The organism is Phreatobacter sp. (assembly GCF_016793595.1).
GTDB lineage: Bacteria > Pseudomonadota > Alphaproteobacteria > Rhizobiales > Phreatobacteraceae > Phreatobacter.
On sequence record NZ_JAEULY010000004.1, the window covers coordinates 133,510 to 145,670 of the forward strand.

The 12,161-nt window shown below is 68.2% G+C and carries 11 protein-coding genes; 5 read left to right on the forward strand and 6 right to left on the reverse strand.

Annotated features, from left to right (window positions below; genetic code table 11):
- Positions 1-69 precede the first annotated feature (69 nt).
- Positions 70-591 (forward strand): DUF2478 domain-containing protein, encoded by a 522-nt coding sequence (locus JNK84_RS04720; RefSeq protein WP_293421080.1) that lies wholly within the window; start codon positions 70-72, stop codon positions 589-591.
- A gap of 66 nt (positions 592-657) precedes the next feature.
- On the opposite strand, the gene JNK84_RS04725 is transcribed toward JNK84_RS04720, so the two are convergent.
- The 6 genes from JNK84_RS04725 to JNK84_RS04750 all read right to left on the reverse strand — a co-directional run bounded on the left by JNK84_RS04725 (position 658) and on the right by JNK84_RS04750 (position 6,110).
- Positions 658-909: a hypothetical protein gene (locus JNK84_RS04725; protein ID WP_293421082.1), complete on the reverse strand. Its 252-nt coding sequence runs from the start codon at positions 907-909 to the stop codon at positions 658-660.
- 154 nt (positions 910-1,063) lie between these two features.
- A complete protein-coding gene (locus JNK84_RS04730; protein WP_293421084.1) occupies positions 1,064-2,224 on the reverse strand; it encodes a M20 family metallopeptidase in 1,161 nt (386 codons plus the stop codon).
- Positions 2,221-3,612 carry an FAD-binding oxidoreductase gene (locus JNK84_RS04735; protein WP_293421086.1) on the reverse strand — a complete coding sequence of 464 codons (1,392 nt, stop codon included), beginning with the start codon at positions 3,610-3,612 and terminating at the stop codon, positions 2,221-2,223. The genes JNK84_RS04730 and JNK84_RS04735 overlap by 4 nt, the downstream gene beginning before the upstream one ends.
- A 100-nt stretch (positions 3,613-3,712) precedes the next feature.
- Positions 3,713-4,552, reverse strand: a complete 840-nt coding sequence (locus tag JNK84_RS04740) for a metallophosphoesterase family protein (protein ID WP_293421088.1) — start codon at positions 4,550-4,552, stop codon at positions 3,713-3,715.
- Positions 4,553-4,591: 39 nt separating this feature from the next.
- Positions 4,592-5,368, reverse strand: coding sequence for an SDR family oxidoreductase (locus JNK84_RS04745; RefSeq protein WP_293421090.1), 777 nt, complete (start codon positions 5,366-5,368; stop codon positions 4,592-4,594).
- Between the two features lie 28 nt (positions 5,369-5,396).
- Positions 5,397-6,110 carry a GntR family transcriptional regulator gene (locus JNK84_RS04750; protein ID WP_293421092.1) on the reverse strand — a complete coding sequence of 238 codons (714 nt, stop codon included), beginning with the start codon at positions 6,108-6,110 and terminating at the stop codon, positions 5,397-5,399.
- A gap of 156 nt (positions 6,111-6,266) precedes the next feature.
- On the opposite strand from JNK84_RS04750, the gene JNK84_RS04755 reads away from it, so the two are divergent.
- The 4 genes from JNK84_RS04755 to JNK84_RS04770 all read left to right on the forward strand — a co-directional run bounded on the left by JNK84_RS04755 (position 6,267) and on the right by JNK84_RS04770 (position 12,118).
- Positions 6,267-7,523 (forward strand): ABC transporter substrate-binding protein, encoded by a 1,257-nt coding sequence (locus JNK84_RS04755; protein WP_293421094.1) that lies wholly within the window; start codon positions 6,267-6,269, stop codon positions 7,521-7,523.
- 214 nt (positions 7,524-7,737) lie between these two features.
- Positions 7,738-8,616 (forward strand): branched-chain amino acid ABC transporter permease, encoded by an 879-nt coding sequence (locus JNK84_RS04760; protein WP_293421096.1) that lies wholly within the window; start codon positions 7,738-7,740, stop codon positions 8,614-8,616.
- Positions 8,617-8,620: 4 nt separating this feature from the next.
- Positions 8,621-11,143, forward strand: a complete 2,523-nt coding sequence (locus JNK84_RS04765) for a branched-chain amino acid ABC transporter ATP-binding protein/permease (protein WP_293421098.1) — start codon at positions 8,621-8,623, stop codon at positions 11,141-11,143.
- Positions 11,144-11,191: 48 nt separating this feature from the next.
- Complete coding sequence (locus JNK84_RS04770) at positions 11,192-12,118, forward strand: 3-hydroxyacyl-CoA dehydrogenase (protein WP_293421100.1); 927 nt, start codon at positions 11,192-11,194, stop codon at positions 12,116-12,118.
- The last annotated feature ends 43 nt before the right edge of the window (positions 12,119-12,161 follow it).

Sequence of the window (12,161 nt, forward strand, 5' to 3'; positions counted from 1 at the left end):
CCGAGACGCCCGGCCGGGCTTTACGTTACGCGGCCGGCGTCCCATCTTGGCCCCGACAAGGAAGCGCCGATGTCCCTGATTGCAGCCGTGATTTATGGCCCCGACGACGATTGCGACGGCCTTCTGGCCGAGGTCGCGCGCGGCTGGATGGCGCGCGGCCATTCGGTTGCCGGCGTCGTGCAGATCAATGCGGGCGCCAGTTGCGCCGATCTCGACATGGAGCTGGAAGTGCTGGGTTCCGGCCGGCGCATCTCGATCTGTCAGGATCTCGGCGCGGGCAGCGTCGGCGCCTGCCGGCTCGACCCCACCGGCCTCGCCGAGGCGGCAGCGGCGGTCAGGGAGGCGATCGGCCGGCCGGTTGACGTCGTGCTGATCAACAAGTTCGGGCGCATGGAAGCCGAAGGCGGCGGGCTGAGCGCCGAAATCGGCGCCGCCGTCGCGGCGGACCTGCCGCTCGTCGTCGGCGTGCCCACGCGCTTCATGGCGGCATGGGATGCATTCGCCGGCGGAATGGACGTGAAGCTCGCCTGCGACCGCGCCGCGATCGACGAATGGTGGGCGCAGGCGCGGCTGGCTGCCCCGGTTGCCTGACTGGCGGCGAGAACCCGGCGCGGCCGGCGACGCCGGAGCCTCAGCTCCGGCGCCGATGTCCGGCGATCAGAGGCCGGTCGCCCCGCCGAAGGCGCTCGAGGGAACCTGCTCGACATCAACCCGCGGCACGGCCGCCGAGGTTCCGAAGATCGGGCGGGCGGCCCGGTGGCCGCGCATGGTCGCGCCATGGCCCATGCTCCTGGCCTGATCGACGCCCGCGACACCGGGGTTCACCGTGAAGCCGGCGGACCCATCCTCCGCAAGGGCCGGAGCGGACAGGGCGAGGCCGAGGGCGGCGGCGAGAATGATCCTGTTCATGGCGTCTCTCCGTTGGTCTGTTGCCGTGCCTTCCGGCACCGAAGCACGGTCGTGCTTCTGCAAGCGCATACGCAGGACGGAGGGCCGCCGTTGCACGCTCACGCGTCGTTGATGCGCCGTGAGGCGCGCGTGAAGACCGGCGGTGCGGCGGATGTCAGGCCACGAGATCGCGCGACAGGGTCTCGAACAGGCGCACCCACAGCCGCGTGCGCGGCACGAGGCATGAAATCTCGATGTTTTCGTAGTGTGTATGCGGCCCGTCGCCGATGACGCCGAGCCCGTCGAGGGTCGGAACGCCCAGAGCCCCGGTGAAATTGCCATCCGAGCCGCCGCCGGCAATGCGCTCACCCGCAGCCGGCCACTCCGTGCCTTCCAGCAGCGCGGCGGCGTGATCATAGAGCCGCTGGATCGCCGGCGTCTTGGCGTAGGACGGCCGGTAGAGCCCGAGCGTCACGTCGAGCTTCACGTCGGGGTCGTGCGGCTGGAGCGCCAGCAGCTGGCCTCGCACCTCGGCCTCGGCCTCGGCGGTCGGCACCAGCACGTAAACGCAGGCGCGCGACGAGATCGGCACCATGTTCTCGTGGGTGCCGCCGGAGATCGTGCCGACGTTCAGGGTGATGGTGCGGCCATAGTCGGTCATGGCTTCGACGGTCAGCACCTGCCGGGCCATCTCGCGGATCGCGCTGCGCCCGCGCGTGTGATAGGCGCCGGCATGGGCGGGCTTGCCGGTCGTCTCCAGATAGTAGCGGGCAATGCCGTGGCGGCCGACGGTGAGCTTGCCGCCCTCGCCCGAGGGCTCGGCCACCAGCACGATGGCGTGGCGCTTCGCCTCCGCCTCGATATGCGCGCGCGAGAACGGGCTACCGACTTCCTCGTCCGGGATGAACATGACCGAGACCGGCAGGCGCGGCCGGCGTCCAGTGTCGTGCAGATGGGTCAGCGCCGCCACCGCCATGGCATTGCCGCCCTTCATGTCGTAGATGCCCGGCCCGTAAGCGCGGCCGTCCTCGATCCGCCAGGGCAGCGGCCCCGCCAGCGTGCCGACCGGGTGCACCGTGTCGATATGGCCGAGAACGAGAATGCCCGGGCCTTCCTCGTCGCCCGCGATGCGGCCGATCAGGATGTCGCCGTAGCCGTCCGTGCCGGGAATGCGCTCGATGGACGCGCCGGCTGCGACGAGCAGCCGCTCCGCGTGATCGGCCATGCGGTTGACGCCGGCGACGTCCTGCGTAGGGCTCTCGATGGCGACCCACTGCCGGACGGTTTCGAGCAGGGATTCGGTGGTGAAATCGCTGAATGCCAGACCGTCGCTCACGCTGGGAGGACCTTTCCGGGGTTGAGGATGCCCTTGGGGTCGAGCGCAGCCTTGATCATGTGCATCACATCCACGGCCTCGCCGTGTTCCTCGCGCATGAACTTCATCTTGCCGATGCCGACGCCGTGCTCACCGGTGCAGGTGCCGCCGAGCGAAATGGCGTGACGCACCATGCGGTCGTTGATCTCGTTGGCCTGCTTCCACTCGTCGGGGTCGTCCGGGTCGATCTGCATGCCGAGGTGGAAATTGCCGTCGCCGACATGGCCGACCAGAGTGGTGCCGAAGGTGCGCTGGGACGTGTCCTGACGCACGGCGCGGATCACGTCGGCCAGCGCGGAGATCGGCACGCAGACATCGGTGCCGAAACCCTTGGCGCCCGGCCGCAGCGCGCGGATCGCCCAATGGATGTCGTGGCGGGCCTGCCAGAGCTTCGCGCGCTCGTCGGCGTCGGTGGACCATTTCCAGTTGGTGGCCCCCTCGCCCTTGGCGAGCTCCTCGACGATGCTGGCCTGCTCCTCGACCGCCGACTGGCTGCCGGCGAATTCGAAGAACAGGGTCGGCGTCACCGGCAGGCCGAGCTTGGAATAGCCGTTGACGGCAAGGATGGCGTTGTCGTCCAGCAGCTCCACCCGCGAGATCGGCAGGCCCATCTGGATGGTCTGGATGACCGTGTCGACGGCCGCCTCGACGCTCGGAAAGGCGCAGATCGCGGCGGCCATGACCTCGGGAATGCCGTAGAGGCGAACGGTTACCTCGGTGATGATGCCGAGCGTGCCTTCTTGACCGACGAAAAGGCCGGTGAGGTCGTAGCCGGCCGACGACTTCTTGGCACGCGAGCGGGTGCGGATGACGCGCCCGTCGGCCAGAACCACGGTGAGGCTGACGACGTTCTCGCGCATGGTGCCGTAGCGCACCGCATTGGTGCCGGAAGCGCGGGTCGCGGCCATGCCACCGATGGTGGCGTCGGCGCCGGGATCGATCGGGAAGAACAGCCCGGTATCGCGCAGGTGGGCGTTCAGCGTCTTGCGGGTGACGCCGGCCTGCACAGTCGCGTCAAGGTCTTCGGCGCGGACGGCAAGGATCTGATTCATGCCGGTCAGGTCGAGCGAGACGCCGCCCTTCACCGGGATCAGCGCGCCTTCCAGCGAGGAGCCGGCGCCGTAAGCGACGACCGGCGTGTCATGCGCGTTGCAGAGCCTGACGATGGCCGAGACCTCCTCGGTCGACAGTGCCCGGCAGACGGCGTCCGGCAGGTGAGCGGGGTGACGCGACTCGTCGCGTCCGTGCTGCGCCCGATCCGACTCGGACGTGGTGACGCGGTTGCCGACGAGCGCCTGCAGCGCCTCCAGCAAAGCGGGCTTGATGTTCGAGGCAACGGGCGCGTTCATCGGGGCGATCTTGGGTCGAGCTTCGGAAGGGCGGACATTCAAGACACCAAGCCGGCGAGATTCCAACCGGCAAGGCGCAGGCCAGCCCCGCAAGGCGGTGTCAGGTCACCGCGCGGGTTTCGACTCGCCAGGTCAGGTCCGGCGCGATGGTGACGAGATTGAAGGCCGGTCCGTCCTCGCCATGGCGGCCGGTGGCCGAGGCGGAGGGAGCGCCGATCAGCGCGATGCGGTGCCCGAAAGCCGTCCATTCGTGCCGGCGCGCTTCATGAAGATGGCCGTGCAGAACGAGCGGACAGCGATGGCGAGCCAGGAGATGTAGCAGCGCCTCACCGTCGCGCAGGCGCTTCAGGCGCGACAGGCCCTCGGCCGCGGGAGGGTGGTGGACGGCGATGACCGGCAGGTGCGCCGTCCGGTCGATGCCGGCGAGCAGGATGTCGAGACGGGCAAGCTGCGCCGGACCAAGCGCGCCCTCGGCCGAGAAGGTCCATGTCGGCGTGCCTGAGCAAAGGGTGATCACCGCCGCCCGGCCGACGAGATCGAGGCGCGGAAAATGCGCGCGCAGGTCGCCAGGCGCCTGAGCAGGGCCGAGCCAGCGGAACAGGCGTTCGCGAATACGGGCGGTGGTGTCAGTCGTGTAGGCGTCGTGATTGCCCGGCGCCCATGAGACGGCCTCGGGATCGCCGAGCCTCGCCAATGCAGCCGCCGCCCGCCCGTATTCTTCCGACAGGCCGAGCTCGATCAGGTCGCCGGTGACCACCGCGAAGTGGGGAGAGGCAGCAAGCACGGCCGCAGCCGTCCGCTCCCACACCGCATTGTCATGCGCGCCCGGCTGCCGGCGCCAATTGATCCAGCCGAGCACCGGCTTCAGCCGCCAGGGCCATTCCGCGGGGAACGGCACCGGCGACAGGTGCAGGTCGGACAGGTGCGCGATGACGGTCACGCCGGCTGCGTCGCATGTTCGGCCGCAACCAACAAGCCGTCAGGTGAGCATCTGCATGTCGCCGTCGATGGAGATGGCCTGACCGGAAATGGTCCGCCCCTTCGGCGAGGCGAGGAACAGCATCTGATCGGCAAGTTGCCGGGCGGTGACGAAGGTCTTCAGCGACGTATAGGCCACCGCCTGCTGCTCGATCTCGCGATAGGCGACGCCGCGCGACTGCGCCTTCGCTTCCAGCACCCGGCGGATGCGGTCGCCTTCGACGAGCCCCGGCAGGATGGCATTGGCGCGGATGCCGAACTCGCCGAGCTCGACGGCCAGCGACTTGGTGAAGCCGATGACGCCCCATTTCGCCGCCGAATAGGGCGTGCGCAACGCAAACCCGAAGCGGCCCGCCACCGAGGCGAGGTTGATGATCGAGGCGTTGTCGCTCTTCTTCAGATGCGGCACGGCGAGACGGGCGCAGTTGAACTGGCTGGTCAGGCAGATGTCGATGCAGCGATCCCAGTCCTCCGGGTTGATCTCCTCGACACGTCCGGTCGGACCGGCGATTCCGGCATTGTTGACCAGCACATCCAGCCCGCCGAGACGGTCGATGGCGGTGTCGAACAGAGCCTTCACCTCGGCGCGGTTCGATACGTCGCAGGGGCTGGACCAGATGCCGGGATCGGTACGGGCGAGTTCGTTGATGGCCTCGCGGTCGACGTCGCAGACATGGACCTTCGCCCCCTCTTCCGCGAAGGCGCGGGCGACCTCGCGGCCGATGCCGTTGGCGCCCGCCGTGACCAGCACGCGCAGGCCCTTGATGCCGAGATCCATGGAATGCTCTCCCTGATGCTTGTTGATGTCAGTCCGCGGCCACGTCGGCGGCAAGGCCGCCGCGGGCGATGATGAAGTCAGCGGCGCCCCGGATGTCGGCGGCGATGGCGGCGCGCGCGCCCTCGCAGTCACCGGCCTTGATCGCCGCCAGCGCCTCGGCATGGAAGCGCACCGCGCCGCCGGTGGCGAACCGGTCGGGATTGGCGCCGAGGTCGAGATTGAGGATCGGCCCGGCCTTCAGCCAGAGACCGCCGATGATCTCGACCAGGGTCGGCAGGCCGGTGGCCGCATAGATCGCGAAATGCAGGTCCTTGTTGAGGCGCACCGCCTCGGCGAGGTCGGGCCGCCTGACCGTGCTCAAGCCCCGGAACGCCGCCTCGGACTCCGCGATCCGGGCAATGTCGGCGGGAGAAGCGGAAGCAGCGGCGCGCTCGGCGGCGAAGCCTTCGAGCTCGATGCGCACGGTGGTCAGTTCGCTGAACTGGCCGATGGTCAGGATCGGCACCCGCACCGCGCGGTTCGGCGCCACTTCCAGCGCCCGGTCGGCAACGAGGCGGCTGACCGCCTCGCGCACCGGCATCATGGATACGCCGAGCGCCTCGGCCGTGCCGCGCAGGGACAGCTTGTCGCCAGGCGCGAGACGACCCTCCATCAGGAGCTCGCGCAACTGGCCGTAGACCTTGTCGCCGAGGGTCTCGCGCTCCAAAGGGCCAAGGGCGGTGAGGGCTTCGGCGACGCTCATAATCTGCTGGCGTTTCCGTGGAGGGGCTGGACAAAGCCGGCCGTTTGAGGAACCATAACTGTGATCACAGATCACGGCAAGCCGCATGGCCGCCGGCTGCGAGAGGGGAACAACCGCTCCGCAGATGAACAGGTGGAAACGCAAAGGAGACGTCCCATGCCGCTCGATACGAGCCTTTCACGCCGCACGATTCTCAAGGCCTCCGCGGGCGCGGCCGCCCTCGGCACGCTCGGCGCTCCGGCGATCAGCTACGCGCAGTCCGAGGCCATCAAGCTCGGCCATATCACGCCGCGCACCGGCTTCCTCGGCCCGCTCGGCGAATATGCCGTCCAGGCCATGCAGCTGGCGGTGGAGGAAGTGAACGCCGCCGGCGGCGTCAACGGCCGCAAGATCGAGGTCATCTACGACGACAGCCCCAATCCGCAGCAGGCCTCCGCCAAGGCAGAGCGGCTGATCCAGCGCGACAAGATCTCGGCGCTGATCGGCGAAATCTCGTCGGCCTCCGCGCTCGCCATCGCGCAGGTCGTGCAACGCGAGAAGGTGCTGTTCATCAACACGGGCGCGAACTCGGACGCGCTGCGCGGCTCGGACTGCCAGCGCTACATGTTCCACATCGAGGCGCAGAACTCGATGTATGTGAAGGCGGTGGGACGCTCACTGGTCGCCAACGGCCTCGTGACGGGGAAGAAGTGGTATTCGCTGACGGCGGACTATGCCTTCGGCCACGACCTCCTGAACGTCGCCAAGCGCTTCATGGCCGGCAACAACGCCAACCATGCCGGCGACGACCTGATCCCGACCGATCTCGCCGACTTCTCGCCCTTCCTGCTGAAGATCCGCCAGGCCCGCCCGGACGTGGTGATCCTCAACCTCGCGGGAACGCAGATCACCAACTTCCTCAAGCAGTATGCCGAGTTCGGCCTGACCTTCCCGGTCGCCGGCTTCGGCTTCGACACGGCGCTCGCCTGGGGCGCGGGTCCCGGCAATTTCGGCGGCATCTGGCCGGCGCTCTGGCACCATCTCGTCGACACGCCGAACAGCAAGAAGTTCGTCGCCGCCTTCACAGCCAAGCACCGCCGTCCGCCGGAGAACCAGGCGTGGGGCGAGTACTGCTCGCTCAAGATCATCGCCCAGTCGATGGCCGAGACCCGTTCGACCGATCCGACCAAGATCGTCGAGCATTTCGAGAAGGGCGCGAAGTTCGACGTTCTGAAGTCGCGCGAGAGCTATTTCCGCGCCCGCGACCATCAGATGATGACCGAGATGTACGCGATCACCGCGCTGCCTCAGGCGCAGGTGAAGAACCAGTGGGACATCTTCTCCTCCTCGCCCCCGGTGCCGGGACCGAACGAGAGCCTCGAGGTGATCGCGGCGACCGAGGAAGAGAACAAGTGCGTGTTCCGCTCGGCGTGAGCCGTTGAATGACGGGCATCGGTTGTCGTTCCGAGACGCAACCGTTGCCCACCGCTTCAATCGTCATGCCCGGCCTTGTGCCGGGCATCCACGACTTCTCATTTCGTCGCGTTCAAATCGTGGATGGCCGGGACAAGCCGGGCCATGACGCGACTGGACAGGAAATGCGCTGCGTCAGGCGGGCTTGAAGCCTGCCCTTAGCCAGGAACCGAGCGTGCCAGACCTGATTCCGCTCATCTCCCAGATCCTCAACGGCCTGCTGTTCGGCGCCTATTACGTGATGATCGCGCTCGGGCTATCGATGATCTTCTCGCTCGGCGGCATCGTGAACCTCGCCCACGGCGCGTTCTACGCCATCGGCGCCTATCTCGCGGTGACTCTGGCGCCGCATATCGGCTTCGGCGGGGCGCTGATCGTCTCGCCGCTGGCGGTGGCGCTCATCGGGCTGGTGATCGAGCGCTACCTGCTGCGCCGGTTCTACACGGCCGACCCCATCCTCGGCCTGTTGCTGACCTTCGGCCTCGCCATGGTGGCCGAACAGTCGCTGCGCATCCTCTATGGCGCCGCGCCCGTCCCCTTCTCGATCCCGCAGGCGCTGCGCGGGCAGGTCTTCCTCGGCGATTTCGTCTATTCCCGCTACCGGCTGATGATCCTCGGCACGGCCGTTCTGTGTGTCGCCGGCCTCTGGCTGCTGCTGGCGCGGACCGCCTTCGGCAAGGTCGTCCGCGCCGGCGTGCAGAACCCCGACATGGTCGGCGCGCTCGGCATTTCGCTGAAGCCCTACATGACAGCCGTGGTGATGATCGGCGTCGGGCTCGCGGCCCTTGCCGGCGTGCTGATCGCGCCAATCGCGGGCGTCCATCCCGCCATGGGGCAGGAGATCATCACCTTCGCCTTCGTCGTGGTGGTGATTGGCGGCCTCGGCTCGTTCTGGGGCGTGGTGGCGGCCGCCTGCATCGTCGGCGTGACGCGCGGTGTCGCCGCCCATTTCTACCCGGCCGCGACCGAAGCCTCCGTCTATCTCCTCATGGTGCTCGTCCTGCTGCTCAGGCCCCGCGGCCTGTTCGGCGAGCGCATCCAGAAGTTCGAGTGACCGCATGACCGCCTCGACGCGCAACCTTCTCGCGGCCCTCGCCGGGCTGGTCGTCCTGCCCTTCCTCATGCTGTCGATCGGCCTGACGCTGACGTCCGCGACCGACGTCGTGATCTTCGCCATCGCCGCCCTCGCCCTGAACATCCTCGTCGGCCATACCGGCCTCGTCTCGTTCGGCCACGCAACCTTCTTCGGCATCGGCGCCTATGCGGCGGCGCTCGCGCAGCGTCACTTCCTGCCCGGCCAGATGCTGCTGCCGATCCTGTTCGCCATTGTCTTCGTCGGCGCCTTCTCGGCGCTGGCCGGCCTGCTCATCCTGCGGCGGCGTGGCGTCTATTTCTCGTTGCTGACGCTCGCGCTCGCGGCGGTCGCGTTCACCGTATCGTTCCGCTGGACCGAGCTGACCGGCGGCGAGAACGGGCTCGGCGGCCTCGTGCGCCCGATCTGGCCGGGCCTCGACCTCAACGACCCCTGGCTGTTCTACGGATTCGTCGCCGTGATCGGCTTCGCCGTCGTCTTCCTGCTCCAGCGCTTCCACCGCTCGGCGGTCGGCACCGTGCTGGTGGCGATCCGCGAGAACGAGACGCGCGCCAGCTTCGTCGGCTACGACACCACGCGCTACAAGCTGATCGCCTTCACCATCTCGGCGACGCTGGCGGGCTTTGCCGGCGCGCTCGCGGCCTTCCACCATCGCTTCACTTCCGCCGATGCGATGCATATCCAGGCTTCCGGCGAGCTCCTCGCCATGGTGGTCATCGGCGGCATGCGCTCGTTCCTAGGCCCTGCCCTCGGCGCGCTCTTCTTCATGCTGTTCCGCGAGTATCTGTCGCTGTTCACGTCGAGCTGGCTGCTGTTCTTCGGCCTCCTGTTCGTCGCCTTCATCGTCTTCTCGCCGACCGGCCTCGTCGGCGTCGCCGAACGGCTCATGGCCCCCTTCCGCAAGACGGAGGAGACCGATGCGGCCATGGCCGCCCGGCGGGTCGAGGATGTCGGCCCGGTGCCGCGCGAATTCGTCCGCGAGGGCAAGGCGGGTGGCGGCGCGGTGCTGGTGGCCGACGGCATCGTCAAGAGCTTCGGCGGCATCCGCGCCGTCCGGGGTGTCTCCTTCACCATCCGCGACCGCACGCTGCACGCGCTGATCGGCCCGAACGGCGCCGGCAAGACCACCGCTTTCAACCTGCTCTCCGGCATGTTCCCACCCGACAAGGGGTCGGTGACGCTGGAGGGCCGCGAGGTCGGCGGCCTCTCGCCGCAGGCGATCACGCAGGCCGGCATCGGCCGCTCGTTCCAGATCACCAACCTCTTTCCCGGTCTCACCATCGAGGAGAACGTGCGCCTCGCCATCCAGGCGCGCCATTCCGGCCGCTTCGGCGTCTGGGCCGAAGCAACCGCCCTGCCCGGCCTCGGACAGGATACGACGACGCTGATGCGCTATCTCGGGCTCGCCGGGATCGAGAAGGCCGAGGCGGGATCGCTGTCCTATGGCGGCCAGCGCCTGGTCGACATGGCCCTGGCGCTCGCCACGCGCCCGCGCGTGCTGCTGCTGGACGAGCCGCTGGCCGGCCTCGCCGCCGCCGAGCGCAAGCGCGTCGGCGACATCATCAAGACCATTTCCGGCGACATCCCTGTGCTGCTGGTCGAGCACGACATCGACCGCGTGTTCCAGCTCGCCGACCACGTGACGGTGATGAACGACGGCGAGGTGCTGGTCGACGGCACGGTGGAGGATGCGCGCTCGTCCGAGAAGGTGCAGGCGGTCTATCTCGGCTCCGGCGCCCATGCGGTCGCCGCCAAGGAACGGGTGTCCGCCGCGACGACCGAAACCCTGCTGGCGATGAGGGATGTGAACACCTTCTACGGCAAGAGCCACATCCTCAACGACGTGACCATGGACGTGAAGGCCGGCGAGATCGTCGCCCTGCTTGGCCGCAATGGCGCGGGCAAGTCGACCGTGCTCAAGACGATCACCGGCATCGCGCCGCCAGCCTCCGGCACGGTGTCGCTCGGCGGCGACGCGCTCGCCGGCCTGCCGCCGGACCGGGTGGCTCGGCTCGGCGTCGGCTACGTGCCGCAGGGGCGCGGCCTGTTCGCGGGCCTGTCGGTCAAGGACAATCTCATGCTCGGCCGGCTGAAGCGGCGCACCGGCGCCGGCCGCCACTGGGACGAGGACCGTGTTCTCGCATTCTTCCCGCGCCTCAAGGAGCGCTGGAACACCTCGGCCGACTTCCTGTCAGGCGGCGAGCAGCAGATGGTGGCGGTCGCCCGCGCTCTCGTCGGCGACACGCGGCTCCTGCTGCTCGACGAACCCTTCGAGGGCCTGTCGCCGGCCATCACCGAGGAATTGTTCGAGGCCTTCGACAAGCTGCGCCACGAAGTCTCGATCATCATCGTCGACCACCATCTGGAACTGGCGCTGGCCCTCTCCGATCGCACCGTCGCGCTGGAGCGCGGCTCGGTGACATGGTCCGGCGCCTCGAAGGACCTGCGCGAGGACCTTGAACTACGCCGCAAGGTGCTGTGGCTGTGACGGCGGCCGGATCGGCCGCTCAACGAATGTGATTGCGAGGTTCATGACATGCCGAAAGTCGCCATCGTCGGTTCGGGCCTGATCGGCCGGGCCTGGGCCACCGTCTTCTGCAGCCACGGCTGGACGACGGCGCTCTATGACCCGGTGCCGGGCGTCGCGAAGGCCGCCAAGACGCACATCGCGCGCAACCTGAAGGAACTGGCGGCGCTCGGTCTCGTGAAGGACCCCAAGGCTTCGGCGGAGAACCTCGTCGTCGCCAGGGACCTCGCCGACGCCCTGAAGGGTGTCGCGCTGGTGCAGGAAAACGGCCCGGAGACGGTCGAGGCCAAGATCAAGATCCACACCGAGATCGACAAGCTGGCGCCGCCCTCGGCCATCGTGACGTCCTCGACCTCGTTCCTGTTCGCCTCGCTCTGGGCGAAGGACCTGAAGCACCGCAAGCGCGTGATGGTGGCCCATCCGGTCAACCCGCCGCATCTCGTGCCCATCGTCGAGCTCTGCCCCTCGCCCTGGACCGATCCGAAACTGGTGGAAAAGGCGCGCGGCTACTACGAGAAAGCCGGACAGGTGCCGGTCACCGTCCGCAAGGAGGTCAACGGCTTCGTGCTGAACCGCCTGCAGGCGGTGCTGATGGCGGAAGCCTTCGATCTCGTCGGCTCCGGCGTCGTCAGCCCCGAGGATCTCGACAAGACGATCCGCGACGGGCTCGGGCTGCGCTGGTCGTTCCTCGGGCCGTTCGAGACCATCGAACTCAACGCGCCCGCCGGCATTCCCGACTACAACCGCCGCTACGGACCGAGCCTCGCCAAGCTGACGGGACGCGACGTGTTCACCGCGAAGAACGAGAAGGCGATCATGGCGGAATGGTCCGGCGAGCAGACGCCGGAGCGCATAGCCCGCCTGTCGAAATGGCGGGATGGCCGTTTGGCGGCCTTGAAGGCGCACAAGAGGCAGGCCAAGAAGAAGCCGTCCTGATCAATCGATCAATCAGGGGCGAGGCATGCGGTCCGCCCCTGCC